The sequence below is a fragment of the Pelagovum sp. HNIBRBA483 genome, from assembly GCF_040931995.1.
Classification (GTDB): Bacteria; Pseudomonadota; Alphaproteobacteria; order Rhodobacterales; family Rhodobacteraceae; genus JAEPMR01.
In genome coordinates this window covers 1,079,921-1,102,076 of sequence record NZ_CP162412.1, presented here as the reverse complement: position 1 = coordinate 1,102,076, position 22,156 = coordinate 1,079,921, and the positions used below count along the sequence as shown (strand labels likewise).

The 22,156-nt window shown below is 59.2% G+C and carries 21 protein-coding genes; 11 read left to right on the top strand and 10 right to left on the bottom strand.

From position 1 onward, the window contains the following. Positions 1 to 17: 17 nt before the first annotated feature. From AB1E42_RS05465 to AB1E42_RS05455, 3 genes are all read right to left on the bottom strand, one after another. Entirely contained in the window at positions 18 to 470 is a 453-nt protein-coding gene (locus tag AB1E42_RS05465) for a MarR family winged helix-turn-helix transcriptional regulator (RefSeq protein ID WP_368346374.1), read from the bottom strand. A gap of 157 nt (positions 471 to 627) precedes the next feature. Then, positions 628 to 903, bottom strand: a complete 276-nt coding sequence (locus AB1E42_RS05460) for a succinate dehydrogenase assembly factor 2 (protein ID WP_368345983.1) — start codon at positions 901 to 903, stop codon at positions 628 to 630. After that, a complete protein-coding gene (locus AB1E42_RS05455) occupies positions 903 to 1,289 on the bottom strand; it encodes a multiprotein-bridging factor 1 family protein (protein ID WP_368345982.1) in 387 nt (128 codons plus the stop codon). The genes AB1E42_RS05460 and AB1E42_RS05455 overlap by 1 nt, the downstream gene beginning before the upstream one ends. Before the next feature lie 82 nt (positions 1,290 to 1,371). Here AB1E42_RS05455 and AB1E42_RS05450 point away from each other — a divergent pair, with 82 nt between their 5' ends. The 5 genes from AB1E42_RS05450 to AB1E42_RS05430 all read left to right on the top strand — a co-directional run bounded on the left by AB1E42_RS05450 (position 1,372) and on the right by AB1E42_RS05430 (position 6,168). Continuing rightward, a complete protein-coding gene (locus tag AB1E42_RS05450; protein WP_368345981.1) occupies positions 1,372 to 2,574 on the top strand; it encodes a pyridoxal phosphate-dependent aminotransferase in 1,203 nt (400 codons plus the stop codon). 7 nt (positions 2,575 to 2,581) lie between these two features. Further along, positions 2,582 to 2,995, top strand: coding sequence for a hypothetical protein (locus AB1E42_RS05445; RefSeq protein WP_368345980.1), 414 nt, complete (start codon positions 2,582 to 2,584; stop codon positions 2,993 to 2,995). 110 nt (positions 2,996 to 3,105) lie between these two features. Continuing rightward, entirely contained in the window at positions 3,106 to 4,110 is a 1,005-nt protein-coding gene (locus tag AB1E42_RS05440; RefSeq protein ID WP_368345979.1) for an AraC family transcriptional regulator ligand-binding domain-containing protein, read from the top strand. A 114-nt stretch (positions 4,111 to 4,224) separates the two neighbouring features. After that, entirely contained in the window at positions 4,225 to 5,043 is an 819-nt protein-coding gene (locus tag AB1E42_RS05435; protein ID WP_368345978.1) for an SDR family oxidoreductase, read from the top strand. Between the two features lie 174 nt (positions 5,044 to 5,217). Continuing rightward, positions 5,218 to 6,168: a methyltransferase domain-containing protein gene (locus tag AB1E42_RS05430; protein WP_368345977.1), complete on the top strand. Its 951-nt coding sequence runs from the start codon at positions 5,218 to 5,220 to the stop codon at positions 6,166 to 6,168. Positions 6,169 to 6,177: 9 nt separating this feature from the next. Here AB1E42_RS05430 and AB1E42_RS05425 read toward each other — a convergent pair whose 3' ends face one another. Further along, positions 6,178 to 7,065, bottom strand: coding sequence for a LysR family transcriptional regulator (locus AB1E42_RS05425; protein ID WP_368345976.1), 888 nt, complete (start codon positions 7,063 to 7,065; stop codon positions 6,178 to 6,180). A gap of 159 nt (positions 7,066 to 7,224) precedes the next feature. Between AB1E42_RS05425 and AB1E42_RS05420 the strand changes: the two genes are divergently transcribed. Beyond that, complete coding sequence (locus AB1E42_RS05420) at positions 7,225 to 8,661, top strand: MATE family efflux transporter (RefSeq protein WP_368345975.1); 1,437 nt, start codon at positions 7,225 to 7,227, stop codon at positions 8,659 to 8,661. A 27-nt stretch (positions 8,662 to 8,688) separates the two neighbouring features. On the opposite strand, the gene AB1E42_RS05415 is transcribed toward AB1E42_RS05420, so the two are convergent. Together AB1E42_RS05415 and ppk2 are read right to left on the bottom strand one after the other, a co-directional pair. Next, positions 8,689 to 9,573 carry an NAD-dependent epimerase/dehydratase family protein gene (locus AB1E42_RS05415; RefSeq protein WP_368345974.1) on the bottom strand — a complete coding sequence of 295 codons (885 nt, stop codon included), beginning with the start codon at positions 9,571 to 9,573 and terminating at the stop codon, positions 8,689 to 8,691. A 72-nt stretch (positions 9,574 to 9,645) separates the two neighbouring features. Next, complete coding sequence (ppk2, locus tag AB1E42_RS05410; protein WP_368346373.1) at positions 9,646 to 10,518, bottom strand: polyphosphate kinase 2; 873 nt, start codon at positions 10,516 to 10,518, stop codon at positions 9,646 to 9,648. A 240-nt stretch (positions 10,519 to 10,758) separates the two neighbouring features. Here ppk2 and parE point away from each other — a divergent pair, with 240 nt between their 5' ends. Then, positions 10,759 to 12,717 carry a DNA topoisomerase IV subunit B gene (parE, locus tag AB1E42_RS05405; RefSeq protein WP_368345973.1) on the top strand — a complete coding sequence of 653 codons (1,959 nt, stop codon included), beginning with the start codon at positions 10,759 to 10,761 and terminating at the stop codon, positions 12,715 to 12,717. A 216-nt stretch (positions 12,718 to 12,933) separates the two neighbouring features. Next, positions 12,934 to 13,512 carry a hypothetical protein gene (locus AB1E42_RS05400; protein ID WP_368345972.1) on the top strand — a complete coding sequence of 193 codons (579 nt, stop codon included), beginning with the start codon at positions 12,934 to 12,936 and terminating at the stop codon, positions 13,510 to 13,512. A gap of 111 nt (positions 13,513 to 13,623) precedes the next feature. Here the strand turns inward: AB1E42_RS05400 and AB1E42_RS05395 are convergent, their stop codons facing one another. The 4 genes from AB1E42_RS05395 to proS all read right to left on the bottom strand — a co-directional run bounded on the left by AB1E42_RS05395 (position 13,624) and on the right by proS (position 18,039). After that, on the bottom strand, positions 13,624 to 14,604 hold the full coding sequence (locus AB1E42_RS05395) for an Ldh family oxidoreductase (protein WP_368345971.1): 981 nt from the start codon (positions 14,602 to 14,604) through the stop codon (positions 13,624 to 13,626). Continuing rightward, entirely contained in the window at positions 14,601 to 15,284 is a 684-nt protein-coding gene (locus AB1E42_RS05390) for an ABC transporter ATP-binding protein (protein WP_368345970.1), read from the bottom strand. The genes AB1E42_RS05395 and AB1E42_RS05390 overlap by 4 nt, the downstream gene beginning before the upstream one ends. Further along, a complete protein-coding gene (locus AB1E42_RS05385) occupies positions 15,277 to 16,566 on the bottom strand; it encodes an ABC transporter permease (protein ID WP_368345969.1) in 1,290 nt (429 codons plus the stop codon). The genes AB1E42_RS05390 and AB1E42_RS05385 overlap by 8 nt, the downstream gene beginning before the upstream one ends. Positions 16,567 to 16,695: 129 nt before the next feature. Beyond that, positions 16,696 to 18,039, bottom strand: a complete 1,344-nt coding sequence (gene proS / locus AB1E42_RS05380) for a proline--tRNA ligase (protein ID WP_368345968.1) — start codon at positions 18,037 to 18,039, stop codon at positions 16,696 to 16,698. A 171-nt stretch (positions 18,040 to 18,210) separates the two neighbouring features. On the opposite strand from proS, the gene AB1E42_RS05375 reads away from it, so the two are divergent. Genes AB1E42_RS05375 through AB1E42_RS05365 form a run of 3 tightly spaced genes read left to right on the top strand, consistent with a single transcriptional unit; the run spans position 18,211 to position 22,153 of the window. Continuing rightward, complete coding sequence (locus AB1E42_RS05375) at positions 18,211 to 19,278, top strand: AI-2E family transporter (RefSeq protein ID WP_368345967.1); 1,068 nt, start codon at positions 18,211 to 18,213, stop codon at positions 19,276 to 19,278. Beyond that, complete coding sequence (locus tag AB1E42_RS05370; protein WP_368345966.1) at positions 19,279 to 19,953, top strand: DnaA/Hda family protein; 675 nt, start codon at positions 19,279 to 19,281, stop codon at positions 19,951 to 19,953. A 31-nt stretch (positions 19,954 to 19,984) separates the two neighbouring features. Next, on the top strand, positions 19,985 to 22,153 hold the full coding sequence (locus tag AB1E42_RS05365; protein ID WP_368345965.1) for an RNA degradosome polyphosphate kinase: 2,169 nt from the start codon (positions 19,985 to 19,987) through the stop codon (positions 22,151 to 22,153). The last annotated feature ends 3 nt before the right edge of the window (positions 22,154 to 22,156 follow it).

The window sequence follows — 22,156 nt, the reverse complement described above, 5'->3', positions numbered from 1 at the left end:
CACCCCGCCACGCCCGCTCAATAGATATAGCGGATCTGCTCCGTCCAGTAGCGCTCCACCTGCCGCAGCGTGGCGGTAATCTCCTCGATATCGGCAAATCCCATCACGCCCTTCTCCACAAGGCCAAGCGCATGCGTTGCGAACAGCCGCCCGACGACATCGCGCACCGTCCGCCCCTCCTGCGTCAGCCGGACGCGCACCGCGCGACGATCGATCTGGCAGCGCTGGTGATGCATATAGCCAAGCTGCACCAGCTTCTTTAGGTTATAGCTGACATTCGAGCCCTGATAATATCCGCGGCTCTTCAGCTCGCCCGCCGTCACTTCGTTATTACCGACATTGAACAGCAACAGCCCCTGCACCGGATTGATCTCCAGCACGCCAAGCCGCTCGAACTCGTCCTTGATCACGTCGAGCAAAAGGCGATGCAGACGCTCGACCAAGGTTAGGGTTTCCAGATACCGCCCCATAAATGCGGTCTGTTCGGCGGTGATGGCCTTGGGCTCTGCCTCTGCCAGCGCGACAGGGCTATGATGGGTCATGATGGCTCTCCTTTTTCCGTCTGGAGAGCACATTGACCCGAATTCTCGAATTTTCGGTTAAATCAGTTCGAAAACCGCAAAAATGTCATGCAGGGCGCACGATCCCGTCCGCGCCAAGCGCGATTTCGGCCACCAACTCACCATAGGGCGCAGGCGCGGCAACCTGGCCACTGACCCACTGGTAGAGGTCCTGATCGTTTTCTTCCAGCAGGCGCTCGTAAAGGTCGAGCATCTCCGCATCCATCCCATCAAGATGCTGATCGCTGTAACCACCAAGGATCAGGTCCATCTCCTTGATCCCCCGCCGCATCGAGCGCATGCGCAGGCGCTTCAGTCTGATCTCGCGAGTCTCACCCTGCATCAGCTGTCCTTCAGCGCTGCCCGAAGACGCTTTTCAAGCTGCGCCAGCCGGTCGGTGCGCTGAACGATCTGCGTCCGCACCGCACGAATTTCGGTCAGGATCGCCGCGATATCGTCAGGGATGACATCCACATCACCGGGATCGGTCGGGCCTTCGCCATCGCCGGTCAGAAGCCAGCTCAACGACACGCCCAAAATCCCCGACAGCATCTGCAAGCGGTTGGCGCGCGGTTCTTTGAGGTCATGCTCCCATGCGATGAGCGTCTCGACCTTCACCCCGATCTGCGCCGCAAGCTCCTTCTGCTGAAGTCCCGCGGCTTCCCGCGCCGCCGCAAGCCTATCGCCGAAGGTTGCTGCATCTTCGCTGAACCAGTTCGTTTCGGTCATATCAACGTCCTCTTTGCCGCTTGATCGGGTTGTACCTGCACCATATGACACGAGTGACCGTTAATGGCCACCGGAGCCGACCATGACCCTGCTGTCTGCGACACTGTCGCGCGTGAAACCTTCGCCCACCATCGCCATGACGACCCGCGCCGCCGAGCTGCGCGCCGCAGGGCGCGACATCATCGCGCTCAGTGCAGGCGAACCGGATTTCGACACGCCAGACGCGATCAAGGAAGCCGCCATCGCCGCCATCCGCGCGGGCAAAACCAAATACACCGCCGTCGATGGTATCCCCGAGCTGAAGCAAGCCATCTGCGATAAGTTTTCCCGCGAAAACGGCCTCACCTACAAACCATCACAGATCAGCGTCGGCACCGGCGGAAAGCAAGTGCTCTACAACGCCTTCATGGCCACGCTGAACCCCGGCGACGAGGTGATCATCCCCGCACCTTATTGGGTCAGCTATCCCGACATGGTCCGCCTCGCGGGTGGCACACCAGTCATCGTCGAGACACGGATCGACGACAATTTCAAACTTACCGCCGCCGCGCTCGAAGCCGCCATCACCCCCAAAACGAAGTGGTTCCTGTTCAACTCCCCCTCCAACCCGACAGGCGCAGGCTACGCTTGGAACGAGCTGAAAGCCCTCACCGACGTGCTCGAAAAGCACCCCCATGTATGGGTGATGTCCGACGATATGTATGAGCACCTCGTCTTTAACGATTTCCGCTTCTGCACGCCCGCGCAAGTCGCCCCCGCGCTCCATGACCGGACGCTGACGGTCAACGGCGTGTCAAAGGCCCACGCGATGACCGGCTGGCGCATCGGCTACGCGGGTGGGCCAGAGCCGCTGATCGCCGCGATGCGCAAACTGCAATCGCAATCCACCTCCAACCCCTGCACCGTCAGCCAATATGCGGCGCTGGCCGCACTGACCGGCCCGCAGGAGTATCTTGAGCCGAACCGCGCGCTCTTCCAGCGCCGCCGCGATCTGGTGGTTTCTGCGCTCAATGCCGCGCCGGGGATCACCTGCCCCACACCGGAAGGCGCGTTCTACGTCTATCCGTCGATCCGTGATTGCATCGGCAAAACATCGGCAGGCGGCAAGCAGATCACCAACGACGAAGACTTCGCCATCGCGCTGCTTGAGGAATACGGCGTCGCGGTCGTCTTCGGCGCGGCCTTCGGGCTTTCCCCCTGCTTTCGGGTAAGCTACGCTACCTCCGAAGAAGAGCTCACCGAGGCATGCCGCCGGATCACCGAGTTCTGCACGAAACTGAAGTGAGGCGATCATGGGCGCGGACTTACCGGACTACTATTTCCGCGTGCGCGACAACGGCGCGACGGTGTTTCGCGTCGATACCGAAAACCGCCAGCGCCGCATCGACCTTGACCAGATCGCCGTGGTCAACATCCGCAATGGCGAGATCAAGCCGCAAGGCGACACCCGCCTGACGGACGAAGACCTCGCCGCGATCAAGGACTGGATGACCGAACGCCTCGCCCTCCTCGCCCAGCGGGACGTGGATGACATCCTTCGAACGGTGGACCACCTCAACCTCACCGCGCAATGGGTCCAGTCCAAAGCCGACGAGGAGCAACTCGAAGCGGTGACAGACACCCTCCTCCTCGCCATGCACGACCTACGCAACGTCCTCGTGCGCAAAAAGGCCGACCGCCTGCTCAAGGGGCGGCGCGGGGAATAACGCCTCCGCCACCCAAACACCCCCCCTTTTGGCGCATTCGGCAAGTATGTTGGCGCAGCCTGAAATTGCTGGAATCACCTCCAAGCGGTATCCACATACCGGAGGTGCGCATGTCCCGATCCCAAACAGCCCCAACGGTCCATGTCGGGAAGGCATGGCGCCTGATCCTGTCCGATCTCGGCCTTTCGCCCCAAACCGTCCTGCGCCGCGCGGGCCTTCCAAACGGCGTGCTTGACGGAGACGGCACACGGATCACGCTCGACGCCTTTTACACCCTTTGGGACACCCTGAACGACGAGGCAAACGACCCGACATTGGCCCTGCGTCTTGGGCAAGTCGCCTCGGCAGAACTGTTCGATCCCGCGCTCTTTGCCGCGATTTGCTCCCCTGATATGAACACCGCCGCGCGACGTTTGGGAGAGTTCAAACGCCTCGTCGGCGCGTTCAGCCTCGATGTTGATGTCGAGAGCACCGTCACCACCATCCGCCATAGCTGCAAATTCCGGCCGGATGTGCCCTTGATCATGGGACTGGCTGAACTTGTCTTTCTCGTCAGCTTCATCCGCCGCGCCACGCGCCACAATGTTCAGCCTGTCAGCGTCGAGGTTCCTGCTTTTGCACCAATGGACGCTGCATATGAGGCATGGTTCGGCTGCCCAGTAACACTTGGTACCAACACCGCGATCACGCTGGCTGCCGCTGACGCCCGCCGGCCGTTTCTCACCCATGATGATCTGATGTGGGAATTTTTCGCGCCATCACTTCGGCGCAGGATGGAGGACGCCAAGCGCGGCGAAACCATGCGCACCCGTGTCGAACACGCGCTCAACGAACTCCTGCCCAGCGGCCGGACCCAGATCGAGGACGTCGCCCGCGAACTCGCCGTCAGCAAAAGGTCGCTCCAACGGCGGCTTGCCGAGGAAGGGACAAGCTGGCTCGAAGTGCTCAACCTCTGCGGCGCGCGACTGGCACGCCATTACTTGGGTTCGACCAACCTCAGCGTTGACGAGGTCAGCTTCCTCCTTGGTTTTGAAGATCCCAATTCACTGTTCCGCGCCTTCCACAGGTGGACAGGCACCACACCTGAAGCATGGCGGGCAGACGCGCGGGCCTAATGCCCCCATTGGCACTTTCCGCATGTCATTTGGCGCGTCCGGCGAGTGACGATCACATCACAACACCCATATGTTGAGCATCAGACGGCGCAATCAACCCTAAAGGATCTCCTCATGACCCATACAATTCTCATTACGGGCGCAAGCTCCGGCATCGGCAAGGCAACCGCCCGCCTCTTCGCAGAGCGCGGCTGGAACGTCGTCGCCACAATGCGCAACACTGATGACGGTGCCGATCTTGCCCATGACAACATTCTGGTAACACGGCTCGACCTCGTCGATAACACCTCAATCGCGTCGGCATTCGCCGCAGGGATGGAGCGCTTCGGCTCCATCGACGTGCTGCTGAACAATGCAGGCTACGGCGCCTATGGCCCGCTCGAAGCCACCCCGATGGACACCATTCGCCGCCAATTCGAGGTCAATTTCTTTGGACTTATAGAAGCCACCAAGGCGGCTATGCCGATCATGCGGGCACAAAAGGCAGGCATCATTATCAATATCTCCTCGGTCGGTGGGCGCATGACCTATCCGCTCGGCACGCTCTATCACAGCTCCAAATACGCGGTGGAGGGTCTGTCGGAGGCACTACATTACGAGCTATGGCCACTTGGCCTGCGGGTGAAGATCATCGAGCCCGGCGGTGTCAAAACCGATTTCGGCGGCCGCAGCTTTGAATTCACGACCGACCCGAACCTGACTGACTACCAGCCGATGGTTGATGCCATGACCACCGCAATGGCGAACATGGACACGTCCAGCCACCAAGAACCGGCAGATGTTGCCGAAGTGATCTGGAACGCCGCAACCGACGGCAGCGATCAAATGCGCTACGTCTCCGGCGATGGCGCTGCGTCGCTTCTCAGCGGGCGCTATGACCTCGGACAAGACGAAGCCTTCGTTGCCGGATTGCGGAAGAATTTCGGCCTCTAACAGTTTCCTGTTCCGGCAACTGGGCGTCCTGTACTCAGGGCGCCCATCCATAGGCCCAACACCCATCTTGACAGCTTCCCCTCCTTGGCCCTAAGCGCCGGAGTGCCGCGTGCATGACGCGCGGTGCTTCCCGCATGGCATTGGCCTGCCAGCGGCCCTTCGGAAAGTTCATCAATGGTTGGAAAGCCATTCCCCTCGGGTCATCCGCTTGCGGACCGGCGTGCCGCCTATGCCGAGACGATGGCCCATCTGGGCGATATTCCTGTTGCGATCGAGGTTCTCGCCGGTGCTCTCTCACTTGCACCCGATTGGGCCGCAGGCTGGTTCCGCTTGGGCGAGTTTCTCGAAATGGTCGGCGCAAAGGATGAGGCCGCCGATGCATGGCGCAAGGCCCAAGCCGCCGACCCCGCCGACCCGTTCGGCGCGGGCCTCAAGCTTGACCTCATGCGCGATATCCCCGTGACCGAAAACATCCCACCCGCCTTTGTCGAACTGCTGTTTGATCAATACGCACCACGGTTCGACAAATCGCTGGTCGAAGCGCTCGATTATCGCGGCCCCGCGCTGCTTCTCTCCGCACTTCAGGCGGATGGATTTACCCATGCCACACAGGCGCTCGACCTCGGCTGCGGCACAGGTCTGATGGGGGAAGAGCTGCGCCCGTTCTGCGACTGGCTCGGCGGCATCGACATTTCCCAAGGCATGCTGGACGAAGCCGCCGCAAAGGGCGTTTACGACGAACTCTCCAAACAGGACATCGGCACACTCGCCCTCGCAACCACCACCTATGACCTAATCGTTGCGGCTGATGTGTTCATCTATCTCGGCGCGCTCGAACGGATCATCGGCTGGATCGCCGGCGCGCTCGCCCCACAAGGCCGCCTCGCCTTCACCATCGAACGCGGCACGGCTCCGGTGGAACTGCGCGAGAGCCGCCGCTTCGCCCATTCCCCCACCTATATCGCAGAGGTGTTAGAGGCCGCAGGCTTCCACGCCATCCAGCTTCATGACTGCGTGCTGCGGCAGGATCGCGGCGTCGATATCGAGGCGCTGTGCGTTGTCGCATCCCGTGGCAAAGTCGCGCCATCCATCGACCGCCGGAACCTGTCTCTCGACCACGCCTGAGAAATAGGCTCAAACCGCCTCCCGCATCGCCCCCGCAGCCTTGATCAGCGCTTCCAGCACCGGCGTATGCGGGTCACGATGTAGCGCCACCATCCCCACCAACGGCGCCCGCGCCTGTGCCGCCATCGGCACAACGCTCAACCCGTTTCCGGCAGCCAGAAATCGCGCCATCTTGTTGGGCAGGATCGTCGCCCAGCGCCCCGTGACCACATGCGCCGCCAGCACAACGGTCGAATTTGCCTCCACCGAGGCCGTGACGCTTACCCCCGCCGCCTGAAAGTTCTGGTTCAGGATCCGCCTGTTCTGCATATCCGGCGTAAGGAGACACAGCGGCAGCCCCTCCAATTCGTCCCAACCGATCTCCACCTTTTCCGCCAGCGGCATGTCCTGCGTGCAAACAAGGCAGTATTCCTCGCGATACAGCGGCACAGTCGCGACGCGGCCCAGCGGCTCGTTGTCCAGATAGGTGATCCCCGCATCCGCTTCGAGGTTTTCCAACATCGCCAAAATCTCGATCGACGTGCGTGACAGGATGGTAAACCGCACCCCGGGATGCGCCGCCGCAAATCCGGCAGAAAGCGCCGATGCCGCTGTCAGCGCGGTCGGTATCACCGCCAGCCGCACCTCCCCCGAAAGCCCCTGCCGCACCGCGCGCATTTCCTCGCGCATGGTCCGCGCATCGCCCACGATCTGCCGCGCCCAGATCAGCACCCGCTGACCCTCTGGCGTCAGCCCGCCAAAGCGCGAGCCACGCCAGACAAGCTGCACCCCCAGCTGCGCCTCCAACTGCTTGACCCCCGCCGAAAGCGTTGGCTGCGTCAGTCCAAGGCTCTCCGCCGCGCGGCCAAAATGCTCCTCCCGCGCCAGCGCGATCAGCATCTCAAGTTTATCTATCATTCTGCCACTCTTCTCTCGCGCCTTAACGGTTCATTAACCATTTCACGGCGACCTCAATCATATCCCGCTCACCATGCGCCGTAGGCGCCGCCCTGTCCATTATTGCGGCGTGTCGCCAAACGGGTGGACCTGACCGCAATCACAATCTAGAGAGCCGCTATGACTGCCCACCGCCCCCTCCTTCCCTGGCACCGCCACCTGCGCGAGCTTCTCGTGCTGGGCCTGCCGCTCGTGGGCAGTTCGGGTGCGCAGTTCGCCATTCACATGACAGACACGCTGATGCTCGGCTGGTACGATGTGACCGCGCTCGCAGCCGTGACACTGGGATCGACGTTCTTTTTTATCCTGTTCATCGTCGGCGCGGGCTTTGGCTTTGCCGTGATGCCAAAGGCCGCCGCTGCCGCGGCCACCGGCGATAGCGCCCGCGTCCGCCAAGTCACCCGCATGGGGGTGTGGCTCGGGCTGTTTTTCGCGCTGCTCGTATTGCCGCTTATGCTCTTCTCCGAGCCGCTCTTCCTGCTCGCGGGCCAAGATCCGAAACTGGCAGCCCTTGCCAGCGATTACCTGTCTATCATCGGCTTCGGAATGGCGCCTGCCCTCGCAATGGTCACTCTGCGGTCGTTCCTCTCCGCGCTGGAATATACAACCGTTCAGCTTGTCGTCACGGTGATGGCTGTCTTTGCCAACGCAGGTTTCAATTACGTCCTGATTTTCGGCAATTTCGGTGCGCCCGAGCTTGGCTTGCAAGGCGCGGCCATCGCATCGGTCAGCATGCAGGTGCTGCCGTTGATCGGCCTCACGGTCTACGCACTGCGCAAGCTGCCACAATACGCGCTCCTTCAGGCATGGTGGCGGCCGCATTGGTCAATCTTTACCGAGGTCGCCCGCATGGGCATTCCCATCGGCCTGACCACCTTTGCAGAATCCGCACTCTTCACTGCGTCAGCCATCATGATGGGCTGGCTTGGCGAGATCCCCCTCGCCGCGCATGGCATCGCGCTGCAACTGGCAGGGATCACATTCATGTTCCATGTCGGCATGAGCCAAGCGGCGACGATCCGCACCGGCGCGGCCTACGGGCGGCAAGACCGCGCCAATCTCCAGCGCGGCGCAATGGTGGCCTTCGCGGTATCCTTGGCATTCGGCACGCTTGTCGTCGCCTGCTTCATTGCCTTCCCCGAGGCACTCGTCGCAATCTTCGTCGACCCAGATGAACCCGCCCGCGCGGCAGTCATCGCCGCCGGCGCAACGCTGGTGCTGGTCGCCGCCGCGTTCCAATTTGTGGACGCAATGCAGATCATGGTACTTGGCGTCCTGCGCGGGCTGCAAGACACCACCATACCGATGTTCTTGGCCAGCATCTCCTATTGGCTGATCGGCATGCCCGCGAGCTATGTCTTGGGCTTCGTTCTCAACTTGGGCGCTAAAGGCGTCTGGATCGGGCTCGTCGTCGGCCTTGGCGCTGCCGCCACTTCCATGACAATCCGGTATTGGCTATTGATCCGCCGCGATACGCTGCCGCATTTCACTCCGACGGAGACACCCGTGCCAGTGCCTTCACCTGCGGTCGATACCTTCCCCGATCCGCAGGCCTGAGCACACTTCTGGCAACGTGGACCGCGCCTAAACGCCCAGGTCACCTCGCCAGCCATACTTGGGCGCAAATCCCACCAACCGTTTTGCCTTGGCATTGCTGTAGAAGGTGTCCTGCGGCCCCATCTCGCCCTTCATCGGCACACCATCGTAAAACGTGCGGATCACCTCATCAGTTGGCATCGCCACTGAGCTGTCATCGTTCGAGACGTTGAACACCTCGTAGCCCAAACCATCGGTCCGCAGGCAGCGGTCCACCATATGCCCCAAGTCGCGCGCATCAATATAGGCAAAAATATTGCGCCGCCGCAGCGCCGGATCTTTCACATATGCCGGAAAGTTTTCCGCATATTCATGCGGTTCAATCACATTATTGATCCGTAGCCCGTAAATATCAGCACCGGACCGCGCCTGAAAACTGCGCCCCGTCGCCTCGTTACACACCTTCGACATTGCGTAACTGTCATGCGGAACAGTCGGATGCTCCTCGTCGATTGGCACATATTCAGGTTTCAACTCGCCCGCAGCAAAACACACACCGTAGGTCGTCTCCGAACTGGCAAAGATGATCTTCTTGATTCCCAGCTTCACCGCGGCTTCGATCACATTATAGGTCGCGAGCGTATTCTGCCGGAAGCACTCACCGTCCGTTCCGATCAAAATGCGCGGCACGGCGGCAAAATGCACCACCGCGTCATAGGGCTGAGGCGTACTTTCAAGCTCGTCAAAACCGGCCCATTGGGTCATCGCCCCCATCACCTGTCCACTGTCGCACAGGTCGATCAGCAGTTCATTTGTGTTCGGCAATCCGCTCGGCACGCGGTCAATATTGACGACATCATGGCCTGCTTCCTGCAACACAGGAATCACATGTCGTCCAGCCTTACCGCTGCCACCAGTGAAAAATACGCGCATGTCCCGCTCCCCAAATGTAATGCGACCTTTGGCGCGCAACTTGCCATTGCCGCCCCGCAAAGCCAAGCGCCGTTAGCCTGCCTTACCGTTGCCACCGCGCCGATGATCCGGATGCAGCGACGACCCAAGAATATGCTCCGAGCGATGTACCACATGGTGCGCCCCACCCACGATCAGCGGGTCAGGAGCGCGGGCAATGCTTTCATCCTTGTCCGGATAGTCGATCGTTGACAGGAAATGCCGCATCGCATTGAGCCGCGCGCGCTTTTTGTCGTTGGATTTCACGATCGTCCAAGGTGCGTCGGCGGTGTCAGTGTAAAAGAACATCGCCTCTTTCGCTTCGGTATAATCATCCCATTTATCGAGGCTCGCCTTGTCAATCGGGGAAAGCTTCCATTGCTTGAGCGGGTCCGTCTCCCGCGCCTTGAAGCGGCTCTGCTGCTCGTTTTGCGTCACCGAGAACCAGTATTTGTAAAGCCTGATACCCGACCGCACGAGCATCTGCTCCAGAAGCGGCGTCTGCCGCATGAACTCCAGATATTCGTTAGGTGAGCAAAAGCCCATCACCCGTTCCACGCCGGCACGGTTATACCAAGACCGATCATAAAAAACCATCTCACCAACGGTCGGCAACTCCTTGATATACCGCTGGAAAAACCACTGCCCCCGCTCCTCGTCCGTGGGCTTGTTGAGCGCCACAACGCGGGCCGAGCGGGGGTTCAAATGCTCGGTAAAGCGCTTGATCGTACCGCCCTTACCCGCCGCATCACGCCCCTCGAAGATCAGCACAAACTTTTGCCCCGCCTCCTGCACCCACAGCTGCACCTTCAACAGCTCCGCCTGAAGGCGCGCCTTCTCGGCCTCGTATTCCTTCCGGCCGAGCCTGTCCTCATAGGGGTAAGTGCCTGATTCAAACGCCTGCGCGATGGATGCCGCGGTCGGCATCTGGCTCTGCGGCTGGACGGCTTCGGCCGCTTCGGTTTTCGCTTTTCCTTCGGTGGTCATGCAGCTCTCCTTTTATCTCTCGGCAGCCACCCTGCACAAAGAATGAAACAGCACCTTGACGCTGATCAAGATAACGGCGGTTTTTCCGCCCCTGTTACCAGCTTGCCACCGTAACTACTGATTGCCCCCGCCCGCGCCACCTGCCACAATATGCGCTAAGAGAAACGCAAGAAGAGCAGCATGGCCAACGATCTCCTCGCGGGCAACGAGCCCACCGATTATGACGCCTCCTCCATCGAAGTGCTGGAGGGGCTCGAACCTGTCCGCAAACGCCCCGGCATGTATATCGGCGGCACCGACGAACGCGCCCTGCACCACCTCGTCGCGGAAGTTCTCGATAACTCGATGGACGAAGCCGTCGCCGGTCACGCCAACCGGATCGAGGTTGAGCTACACGACGATTATTCCATCACCATCCGCGACAATGGCCGCGGCATCCCGATCGATCCGCACCCGAAATTCCCCGGCAAATCCGCACTGGAGGTGATCCTCTGCACCCTGCACGCGGGCGGCAAATTCTCAGGCAAGGCCTATCAAACCTCCGGCGGCCTGCACGGTGTTGGCGCATCCGTGGTCAACGCGCTCTCCGATTCTATGGTCGTTCAGGTCGCCCGTGATCGCAAACTCTACGAGCAGAGCTTCTCCCGCGGCCTGCCGCAAGGCCCCGTGGCGGAAGTCGGCGCCGCCCCCAACCGGCGCGGCACCACCGTCACCTTCCATGCCGATGAACAGATCTTCGGCCATCACCGTTTCAAGCCCGCCCGCCTCCTCAAGATGGTGCGCTCCAAGGCCTATCTCTTCTCCGGCGTCGAGATCCGCTGGAAATCCGCGATCGACGATGGCGAAACCCCGCAAGAAGCCACCTTCCATTTCCCCGGTGGTCTAGCCGATTACCTTAGCGAAACCTTGGGCAGCGCCTCCACCTATGCCGAGCGCCCCTTCGCAGGCACCGTTGATTTCCAAGAGAAGTTTAACACCACCGGCAAGGTCGAATGGGCGATCAACTGGACGCCCGCGCGCGACGGTTTCATCCAGTCCTACTGTAACACCGTCCCCACCCCCGAGGGCGGCACGCATGAGGCCGGTTTCTGGGCCGCGATCCTCAAAGGCGTCCGCGCCTATGGCGAGTTGATCAATAACCGCAAAGCCGCCCAGATCACCCGCGACGACCTGATCACCGGCGGCTGTGCGCTGGTATCCTGCTTCATCCGCGAGCCGGAGTTCGTGGGCCAAACCAAGGACCGCCTCGCCACTACCGAAGCCCAGCGCCTCGTCGAAAATGCCGTCCGTGACCATTTCGACAACTGGCTGGCCGCCGATACCAAATCCGCAGGCGCCATCCTCGATTTCCTCATTCTGCGTTCCGAAGAGCGCCTCCGCCGCCGGCAGGAGAAGGAAACCGCCCGCAAATCCGCGACCAAAAAGCTCCGCTTGCCGGGCAAGCTTGTCGATTGCTCCGCCACCAACCGTGAAGGCACCGAACTGTTCATCGTCGAAGGCGACAGCGCCGGCGGCTCCGCGAAGATGGCCCGCGACCGCAAGACCCAAGCCCTCCTGCCCCTGCGCGGCAAAATCCTCAACGTGCTTGGCGCCGCCTCCTCAAAGCTCGGCAGCAATCAGGAGATCAACGACCTGACCCAAGCGCTCGGCGTCGGGCTGGGTACCAAGTTCAACGTCGATGACCTCCGCTACGACAAAATCATCATCATGACCGACGCCGATGTCGACGGCGCCCATATCGCCTCGCTTCTGATGACGTTTTTCTTCACCCAGATGCGCCCGATGATCGATCACGGCCACCTCTACCTCGCCTGCCCGCCGCTCTACCGCCTGACCCAAGGTGCGCGGCGGCTCTATGTGGCCGATGAAGCCGAGAAAGCAGCCGTGATGGAAAAGGGCTTGGGCGGCAAAGGCAAGATCGACGTGCAGCGCTTCAAAGGTTTGGGCGAGATGGACGCCAAAGACCTCAAGGAAACCACGATGGACCCCGCCTCCCGCAAGCTGATCCGCGTGACCATCGACGAGGACGAACCCGGCGAAACCGGCGACCTCGTCGAGCGGCTCATGGGCAAGAAACCCGAACTGCGCTTCCAGTACATTCAGGAGAACGCGAAGTTCGTTGAGGAGTTGGATGTCTAATCACTTTCAATAGACTGCCACGCTCCATTTCGCGGCACCCTCAACGAGACGTCTCTCAATCGCGAGGTGGTTTGGAACTGCGCGCCCCGTTCCCCTCGCACCATCGAAAGCCCAAACCGTTGACAAAGTGTTGACAGTACTTATCTGATTTCCACTCTTATGGCCGCCCCAACATAGCGCGAACTCTCTTTGCGCCACCCTGCGGAGGGTGTTTTCATGAAGCGAACGATCCTTTTCAGCCTTGCATCCCTTGGCATTGCCTCGCTCGCTCATGCAGATCAACACACCCGAATGACCGATCTCTTGCGTATTTACGAGGCTGAGGCACCCACGGGCGATACGCGCGGCTTCATCGCCGAAGGGCGTAGCGAAGACACGCTCTATTATTCCGGTGACAGCGCCGCCTATGATCCGATCTATTGCTTGGACGAAGAGCACGCCGTCACGATCCCCGGCCTCGCGGATGGTGGCGTCGTGATCGATGTCACGGGCAGTGGCTCCGCCGCCGAGGTCGTCCAATCAGAAGAGGCCGAAGGCGCGGTCGCGCTTGTCCAAATTGATGGCAATGATGTGTTCGTCCATATCGCCCAGCGCGCGCCGGATACCGAGGCTATTGTCACCGCAACGAATACGCTTCAGCCTACAAATGTCGACATCAGCCAAGACACCGCCGCCGCCATTGTCGATGTCTGCATAGACGGGCCGCGCACGACCTTCGATTTCAGCAGCGATGATCTGACGTCGATTGATGTGCTCTCTGGCCCTGACGGACAGAATATTTTCGTTAATCAATAGCCCGTTGCCCGTGACGATAGCCACCGTCACGGTTCGTTACTGCGCAAAATGCTGCAGGTGCGATATGCATAGGTTGTGCATCAATTGTGCATGGGTTGTGCATCGCCCCGATCAGGCCGAACCGGCGAGCGTTAACACTTGGCTCCAAAGCGCATCCGGCACGTCGATCTCTGTCATTTCACGCCTCGAAGCCCCTGGAATCCTTGCATTTTCCTGTTCCGCCACCGCATCGGCCACCCGTTTGAACCGTTCTGCCAACGTGTCGGCATGGGTGCCGGGGTCAATCAAGATGTAGAACTGCCCCAAATCATGCGGCGGGCCATCGGCCAGTTTCAAGCCTTTGACATCTAACGAGTTTACCGATCCGGTCAGGCCAGCGGCCAGCATCTCGACCATAAGGCCCAACCCCCAGCCCTTGTAGCCACCCGCACTCACCAATGCGCCTTTAAGGGCTGATTCGGGGTCGTCGGTCGGGATTCCATCTGCATCCACGGCCCATCCCAGCGGGATTTTTTGCCCTGCCGCCTTGGCCATGGTGATCTTGCCCAGCGCCACCGCAGAGGTCGAAAAATCGAAATGCATCAGCGGCTTACCATCACCTGGAACGGTCATTGCAAACGGGTTCGTGCCGATCACAGCCTTATTGCCCCCCGGCGGTGCCACGATCGGCGAAGCATTTGTAAACCCGATCCCGATAAGACCTTCAGCAGCGATCTGTTCGGTGAAATAGCCCAAGCTTGTGCATGTATGGGAATGCGCCACCGCCAAAGTTGCGACACCACACTCCCGCGCCGCCGCCACCGCTTCCGGCAGACCACGGGCGAACGCAGGCTGCGCAAAACCAAGGCGCGCATCCGCTGTCACAGCGCCCGGTTTAGGGCGCGAAATGACCGGCGCAACCGTGCCGTTCACCCGACCGGAGGTCAGCTGGATGCAATAGCTTTCCAAATAGTAAAGACCGCAGATCACATTCCCCAGTGCCTCGGCCCGCGCAACGGCTTTCGCGACCTCGTCAGCCTGAAATTCCCCTGCCCCGCGCGCCACAAGGGCGGCCTTGGATTTCTCTTTTATTTCAGAAACTTGAACCTTCATTTTTCAATGACCCTCCCGTTTTCCAACCGTACAACTCGATCCATTCGCGCGGCCAGTTCCATGTTATGCGTCGCGATCACGGCCGAAAGGCCGGTGTCCCGCACCAACGAAATGAGCGCTTCGAACACGCGCTCCGACGTTTCCGGATCGAGGTTGCCGGTTGGCTCATCCGCCAATAGAAGCTTCGGTTCATTCGCCAACGCACGACAAAACGCGACCCGCTGCTGCTCCCCTCCCGAAAGCGCGGCTGGCCTGTGCGCCGCCCGTTCGGCAACACCGACAGACTCCAGAAGTGCCCAAGCCCGCGCCTTGGCCACCTTCTGCGGGACACCATCGGCCAGTTGCGGCAAAACGACGTTTTCTAAGGCCGAAAATTCGGGAAGCAAATGGTGGAACTGATAGATGAACCCCACCTCCGAGCGCCGCGCCGCTGTCCGCAGCCGGTCACTCCGTGCGGTCATATCCTGCCCCGCCAGGCCGACCGTCCCGCTGTCCGGTACATCCAGCAAACCCGCGATATGCAAAAGGGTCGATTTACCCGCCCCCGAAGGCGCCACGAGCGCGATCATCTCACCCGCGGAGGCGGTCAAATCCACACCCCGCAAGACATTGACCTCATTCGGCTTTCCACGGTTGTAGGATTTCGTGACCCCTTGCAGCGACAGAACCGGCTCACTCATAGCGCAGCGCCTCCACCGGGTTCATCCGCGCCGCCCGCCGCGCCGGAAACAGCGTCACCCCCCAAGAAAGCCCCAGCGAAAGGGCAACAGCGGATAGCACATCTGACAGCCTCAATTCCGCGGGCAGTTCGTAAATTCCCCGGATCGATGGGTCCCACACCCCACCACCGGTCGCATAATTAATAAATGCGAAAACCGGATCGACATAGATTGCAAAGAGACAGCCCAAAACCACGCCGACAATCGTTCCGACCGTTCCGATGCTGGCTCCACAAATGAAGAACACCCGCATCACCGCCCCTTCGGTCAGCCCCATCGTCCGCAAAATGCCAATATCCCGCCCTTTGTTTTTTACCAGCATGATCAGGCCGGAAATAATATTCATCGACGCGATCAACACGAGGATCGAGAGCAATATGAACATTACGTTATCTTCAACGCTCAAGGCGCGGAGAAACGCACCCGCACTATCGCGCCACGTCCACACAAGCGCGCGCGGCCCCATCGCCGCCATCAGATCGGGTATCATCCCGTCAATCGCCTCGGGGTCGTCGACCATGACCTCCAACTCATCCGCCACATCGCCGCGATTGAAAAACTGCTGCGCTTCGGAGAGCGGTAGATACACGCGCGTGCGGTCGATATCCCAACGCCCTGCGGAGAATACATAAACCACATCATAGGCGCTCACGCGAGGCGATGTGCCAAAGGCCGTGCGCACCCCGTTCGGAGAAATCAGCTTAATCCGATCACCGACGCCGACCCCCAATTCACGCGCGACGCCAGTTCCGATCGCAATCCCTTGTGAGAAGGAGCCAATATCGCCCAAGCCGTCAGATCCACGCCCAATTCTTGGAATAGTGAAAAAATCATCGGGGTTTATGCCATAAACCTCGACGCCAATGTTCGAATTTTGAAAGTTTCCCATCACCTGACCACGCACCAGCGGCGCTGCGCGCGTCACACCTTCGACCTGAAGCACAGCCTGCGCGCGATCTGAATAGTCAGAAATAGCGCGACTTGTCCGCCCGGCCTCGTCCACTTCGATGGTCTGGTAAAGCGTCACATGAGCGTTCGCGCCAAGGATCGTATCAACGAACTCCGCCCGAAAGCCCGAGCGCACGGCAAGCGTTGCAATCAGCGCAAACACCGCCAGTGACACGCCGATCAGGCTGATCCATGTCATCACCGAGACGCCACCCTCGGCCCGCCGCGCACGGATGTAACGCCAAGCGATCATGAATTCGAATTTGGCGAACGGTCTTGTCGAACCTTTGGACATTTCTGGGCCTATATCAGCTTCAGGTCGTTATAGGTCAGCCAGCGTCGTAGAGCCAGAAAAGAGAGAAGCCGCACACCCGCGCAAGGGGCCATCAAGTCTGGCTCCCCCGCGCGTGTTTGTAACATGCCCTCAGGCCTGCGCCTTCCCGTAGATCTGGGCAATCCGCGCAATCGCCTGTTCCGGCGGCAGCTCCTCGCTTTCGCCCGTGCGGCGGCTGGTGAGTTCTACAACCCCGTTCTTCAATCCGCGCGGCCCAACGGTGATCCGCCACGGCAAACCAATAAGGTCCATCGAGGCAAACTTCCCACCCGCACGCTCGTTGCGGTCGTCATAAAGTGGCTCAAGCCCAAGCGCAGTGAGCGACGCATAGATTGCTTCACAAGCGGCATCAGCTTCATCATCACCTTGCTTGAGGTTGACGATCCCGCAGTGGAACGGCGTCACGCCCTCAGGCCAGATGATCCCTTTGTCATCATGGCTTGCCTCGATGATCGCACCAACCAATCGGCTCACACCGATCCCGTGGCTGCCCATATGAACCGGCACGCGCTCACCCTTTTCATTCACGACAACCGCGCCCATCGGCGCCGAATACTTGGTGCCGAAGTAGAAGATTTGTCCAACCTCGATACCACGCGCCGAACGACGGCGCTCCTCAGGGATTTGGCTGAACAGGGCTTCGTCATGGGTTTCGTCGGTGCGTGCGTAGCGGCTTGTAAACTCCTCCAGCACGGCCTGACAGGCATCAACCGAGTCGTAATCGATTTCACGATCACCAAATTTGAGATCCGTGATCTCGCTGTCATAAAAAACTTCCGACTCGCCAGTTTCCGCGAGAACGAGAAACTCGTGGGTGTAATCACCACCAATCGGTCCGCCGTCAGCGCGCATCGGAATGGCCTGCAAGCCCATTCGCTCATAGGTGCGCAGGTAGCTTACCAGATGGCGATTATAAGCATGCAGCGCGTCCTCTTTCGTCAGGTCGAAATTGTAGCCATCCTTCATGTAGAACTCACGGCCACGCATCACGCCAAAGCGCGGGCGCACTTCGTCGCGGAATTTCCACTGGATGTGGTAAAGCGTCAGCGGCAGATCTTTGTAGCTGCCCACATGACTACGGAAAATGTCCGTGATCAGTTCCTCATTGGTCGGACCATAGAGCATATCGCGATCATGACGGTCCTTGATCCGCAGCATTTCCTGACCGTAATCGTCATAACGGCCACTCTCACGCCACAAATCCGCTGACTGCAAAGTGGGCATCAACATCGGGATATGCCCTGCGCGGATTTGTTCCTCATGCACAATCTGCTCAAGTTTCCGCAGAACTTTGAACCCCATTGGAAGCCAAGAATAAATGCCAGCACTGGCCTGCTTTATCATCCCCGCACGCAGCATGTAGCGGTGGCTCACAATCTGGGCTTCGGCAGGGTTTTCCTTAAGAACAGGAAGGAAATAGCGGCTCAGGCGCATGGAATGGTTTCCTTAGTTGAAACTTTTGGTCCCACGCGGTGTAGAAGAGCGCGACCTGACAGGCAAGAGCAGACAAAGCCCTGCTATTGCGCGCAAACGCAGAATAAACCAAGCTAATACCTTGCAACCGCCGCGCCAACGAACGACATACAGCCAAAACGAAGGGGAACCATGGCGCTACCTGTCCGCGATCAAGTCAAATACTGGGGGATTGCTGTCGCAGTCTTTTTTGTCGTGCTTTGGCTGCTTGGCGACGTCCTTTTACCATTCATCCTTGGCGGGGCAATCGCCTACGTTCTCGACCCTATTGCCGACAGATTGGAACGCCTCGGATTAAACCGTATCCTATCGGTTGCCGTGATTGCTCTCGTCGCGACAATTGCATTTGTGCTCTTGGTACTGCTCGTCATCCCCACTCTGATCCAGCAAGCAGCAGCGCTGATTGACGCGGCACCAAGTTACATCGCCACTATTCAAACATGGCTGACCGAGCGTTTTCCGGAACTTGTGGATTCCGAAAGCACCATTCGCAAACAACTCACCGCTATCGGTGAAATGGTGCAATCCAAGGGTGGCCAACTTTTCAACGGGGTGCTGACATCGGCACTGAGCCTGATCAACTTGATTATTCTCCTCGTTGTCGTGCCGGTTGTTGCCTTCTACCTTTTGCTCGATTGGGACAACATGGTGGCACGCATCGACGAACTTCTGCCCCGCGACCATGCACCCATCATTCGCCAAATCGCTGGAGACATAGACACCACCCTCGCCTCCTTCATTCGCGGCCAAGGTACCGTGTGCCTGTCACTTGGGATTTATTATGCCCTTGGCCTCATGCTGGTCGGGCTCAATTTCGGCCTTGTTGTTGGGTTCATCGCGGGACTAATCACCTTTATACCCTATGTCGGCGCGCTGGTCGGTGGCGTACTCGCAGTTGGTCTGGCACTGTTCCAATTCTGGGGTGATTGGGGTTGGATCGCCGCCGTAGCTGGGATCTTTGCCTTCGGCCAGTTTCTCGAAGGGAACATCCTGACACCCAAGCTGGTCGGCGGCTCGGTCGGATTGCACCCTGTCTGGCTTCTCTTTGCGCTATCGGTCTTCGGCACTTTGTTCGGGTTTGTGGGCATGTTGGTAGCTGTTCCAATCGCCGCGATTTTAGGCGTCATCGCCCGTTTTGCCATCGCGCAGTACAAAACCGGTCGCCTGTACACAGGATTTGCCGGAAAGAACAAAGACTAAATGTCCAAGCAATTGATCTTTGACCTGCCCCGCCAGGTTTCATTGGTGCATGACGATTATTTCGTCTCAGAAGCCAATGCCCATGCCTATGCGCTTGTCATGGCGCCAGATGACTGGCCAAATGGGAAACTCGCGCTTCATGGCTCCAAAGGTTCTGGTAAGACCCACCTGGCCCGTGTCTTCGCCCAAGAAACCGGCGCAGAGATCCTCTCCGCCGCCGCGATAACACCATCTACTCTTCTGTCAGAGGCCAGCCATCTTGTGATCGAAGATTTGGAAGAGCTTCCCCACCAGTCTGAAGAAGCGCTTTTCCACATCCACAACGATCTGTCACATAGGAACGGCCGGCTGCTACTGACTGCGGCAACCCCACCAAGTCAGTGGGCGGTAAAACTGCCCGACCTCGCCAGCCGCTTGCAAGCCACCTCCAGCGTCTCAATCACAGATCCGGACGATCAGCTCCTCAGCGCCGTTCTGATGAAGCTTTTCGAGGATCGACAGATAAGCGTCGATATTCGTCTTGTCTCGTTCTTGGCGCATCGGATTGAGCGCTCCTTCGAAGCAGCGCAGAAAATCGTCGCAGAACTTGATAGCGAAGCTCTTGCAAGAAAACGCAAAATCAACCGTGCTTTGGCCGCCGAGCTTCTGGACCAGCGTAGCGATCAACTGCCATAATGCCACCAAACCCTGAAAGGCATGCCACCAAATGACGCTGACCGATTTCCTTGGCTCCCCTTTTCCAGAGCCGCTTGAAGTGGAAGACGACCTGTCTGGCCCCGAGCGGTTCTTCAACAGAGAGCTAAGCTGGCTGGGCTTCAACTGGCGGGTTTTGGAAGAGGCTGAAAACCAGCGTGTCCCTCTGCTCGAACGGCTTCGTTTCCTGTCAATCTCGGCAACCAATCTTGACGAATTTTACACTGTCCGCGTGGCGGGTCTGCGTGAGTTGGCAAAATCTGGCAGTTCGACCGCGCATCTTGACGGACGCACCCCAGTCGAACAACTCTCACTGATCAACCAGAACGCACGCGCGCTCATGGCACGGCAACAATCAGTGTTTGCCGAACTCAAAGACCTGCTCGCTGATGAAGCAATCTCCGTTCTTGGGCGCGATGATCTTGATAAGAGCGATCTGGCCTATCTGGAAGATGTGTTCCTAAACAGCGTCTTCCCTGTTCTCTCCCCCTTAGCGGTTGATCCCGCGCACCCGTTCCCGTTCATCCCCAATGAGGGCTTCGCGCTGGCCTTGCAGCTCAAGCGTGAAGGAGACAACCGCTCATTACGCGCGTTGCTGCCGGTCCCGCATCAGATTGATCGCTTTATCCGGCTTGCTGGCGAGGGCTCCGGGAGATTCGTGCCGCTCGAAGAGGTTCTGCTGATATATCTCAAGCAGCTATTCCCGGGTTATCAAATGAAAGGCTTCTGCGCTTTCAGAGTCCTCCGCGACAGTGACCTCGAGGTCGAAGACGAAGCAGAAGACCTGGTGCGCGAATTCGAAGTTGCCCTGAAGCGTCGCCGCCGTGGCGAAGTGGTGCGCATGGAGCTGTCATCAGATGCCCCGTCATCTTTGCGGCAGATGATTATGGACGAACTGCACGTCACCGAAGACGAAGTCATTGAGGTTGAAGGGCCGATCGGGCTCGGCAGCCTGAAAGAACTCGTCCTTGATGAACGTGGTGACTTGCTATGGCCCGCATACACCCCGCGGGTGCCTGAGAGGGTCCAGGATCACGACGGCAACATGTTTGCGGCGATCCGGCAAAAAGACATGCTCCTCCACCACCCCTACGAAACGTTCGATATGGTCGTCCGCTTCCTTAAGCAGGCGGCACAAGACCCGAACGTTGTTGCCATCAAGCAAACACTTTACCGCACATCCCGCAATTCACCAATTGTCGAGGCGCTCTGCGAAGCGGCAGAGGAAGGGAAGTCTGTCACTGCGCTGGTCGAGCTCAAGGCACGCTTTGATGAGGCTGCGAATATTCGCCAGTCTCGCCGGCTCGAACGGGCGGGTGCGCACGTTGTCTATGGTTTTCTGAATTACAAAACCCATGCGAAAATCAGCACGGTTGTGCGCAGGGAAGGTGACAGTCTTGTCACTTACACCCACTTCGGAACAGGCAACTATCACCCCATCACAGCAAGGGTCTATACAGACCTCAGCCTATTCACCTGCGACGCCAAACTGGGGCGAGATGCAACAAAGGTCTTCAATTACCTTTCTGGCTACGCCCAGCCCGCAATCTTGGAAAACCTTGCCATAGCGCCGCTCAACCTCAAGAGCAAACTACTCGAGATGATCCAAGCGGAGGTCCAGCTTGCCCGCGCGGGAAAGCCTGCGGCCATTTGGGCGAAAATGAACAGCCTGATCGAGGAGGACGTGATTGACGCTCTCTACGATGCAAGTCAGGCAGGGGTAAAGATCAGCCTTGTCGTCCGTGGCATCTGTGGCCTTCGCCCCGGCATCAGAGGCCTGTCCGAGAACATTCGCGTCAAATCGATCATCGGGCGTTTCCTCGAGCACTCGCGCATCGTCTGCTTCGGAAATGGCGCAGGTCTTCCCTCCTCAAAGGCTCGTGTATTTATCTCCTCGGCGGATTGGATGGACCGGAACCTCAACCGTCGCGTTGAAAGCCTCGTCGAGATCACCAACCCGACCGTCAAAGCGCAAATCGTCAGCCAAGTCATGGCGGCCAATTTGCATGACGTTGCACAAAGTTGGCTGATGGCCGCCGATGGCAGTTTCAGACGAGAACAGATCGAAGAAGGTGCTTTCGCATTCAACTGTCACCGGTTCTTCATGGAAAATCCGTCGCTTTCGGGGCGCGGGTCCGCGGGTGCGGCGGACGTTCCAAAGTTGACCCACACGGACGATTGACAT

Excerpts from the sequence above, each read along its gene's own strand:
- proS (WP_368345968.1), bottom strand. The coding sequence starts at position 18,039 with ATGCGCCTGAGCCGCTATTTCCTTCCTGTTCTTAAGGAAAACCCTGCC.
- AB1E42_RS05455 (WP_368345982.1), bottom strand. The coding sequence starts at position 1,289 with ATGACCGAAACGAACTGGTTCAGCGAAGATGCAGCAACCTTCGGCGAT.
- AB1E42_RS05400 (WP_368345972.1), top strand. The coding sequence starts at position 12,934 with ATGAAGCGAACGATCCTTTTCAGCCTTGCATCCCTTGGCATTGCCTCG.
- AB1E42_RS05435 (WP_368345978.1), top strand. The coding sequence starts at position 4,225 with ATGACCCATACAATTCTCATTACGGGCGCAAGCTCCGGCATCGGCAAG.
- AB1E42_RS05385 (WP_368345969.1), bottom strand. The coding sequence starts at position 16,566 with ATGTCCAAAGGTTCGACAAGACCGTTCGCCAAATTCGAATTCATGATC.
- AB1E42_RS05390 (WP_368345970.1), bottom strand. The coding sequence starts at position 15,284 with ATGAGTGAGCCGGTTCTGTCGCTGCAAGGGGTCACGAAATCCTACAAC.
- ppk2 (WP_368346373.1), bottom strand. The coding sequence starts at position 10,518 with ATGCCGACCGCGGCATCCATCGCGCAGGCGTTTGAATCAGGCACTTAC.
- AB1E42_RS05420 (WP_368345975.1), top strand. The coding sequence starts at position 7,225 with ATGACTGCCCACCGCCCCCTCCTTCCCTGGCACCGCCACCTGCGCGAG.
- AB1E42_RS05395 (WP_368345971.1), bottom strand. The coding sequence starts at position 14,604 with ATGAAGGTTCAAGTTTCTGAAATAAAAGAGAAATCCAAGGCCGCCCTT.
- parE (WP_368345973.1), top strand. The coding sequence starts at position 10,759 with ATGGCCAACGATCTCCTCGCGGGCAACGAGCCCACCGATTATGACGCC.
- AB1E42_RS05425 (WP_368345976.1), bottom strand. The coding sequence starts at position 7,065 with ATGATAGATAAACTTGAGATGCTGATCGCGCTGGCGCGGGAGGAGCAT.
- AB1E42_RS05460 (WP_368345983.1), bottom strand. The coding sequence starts at position 903 with ATGCAGGGTGAGACTCGCGAGATCAGACTGAAGCGCCTGCGCATGCGC.
- AB1E42_RS05370 (WP_368345966.1), top strand. The coding sequence starts at position 19,279 with ATGTCCAAGCAATTGATCTTTGACCTGCCCCGCCAGGTTTCATTGGTG.
- AB1E42_RS05375 (WP_368345967.1), top strand. The coding sequence starts at position 18,211 with ATGGCGCTACCTGTCCGCGATCAAGTCAAATACTGGGGGATTGCTGTC.
- AB1E42_RS05430 (WP_368345977.1), top strand. The coding sequence starts at position 5,218 with ATGGTTGGAAAGCCATTCCCCTCGGGTCATCCGCTTGCGGACCGGCGT.
- AB1E42_RS05465 (WP_368346374.1), bottom strand. The coding sequence starts at position 470 with ATGGGGCGGTATCTGGAAACCCTAACCTTGGTCGAGCGTCTGCATCGC.
- AB1E42_RS05365 (WP_368345965.1), top strand. The coding sequence starts at position 19,985 with ATGACGCTGACCGATTTCCTTGGCTCCCCTTTTCCAGAGCCGCTTGAA.
- AB1E42_RS05415 (WP_368345974.1), bottom strand. The coding sequence starts at position 9,573 with ATGCGCGTATTTTTCACTGGTGGCAGCGGTAAGGCTGGACGACATGTG.
- AB1E42_RS05440 (WP_368345979.1), top strand. The coding sequence starts at position 3,106 with ATGTCCCGATCCCAAACAGCCCCAACGGTCCATGTCGGGAAGGCATGG.
- AB1E42_RS05445 (WP_368345980.1), top strand. The coding sequence starts at position 2,582 with ATGGGCGCGGACTTACCGGACTACTATTTCCGCGTGCGCGACAACGGC.
- AB1E42_RS05450 (WP_368345981.1), top strand. The coding sequence starts at position 1,372 with ATGACCCTGCTGTCTGCGACACTGTCGCGCGTGAAACCTTCGCCCACC.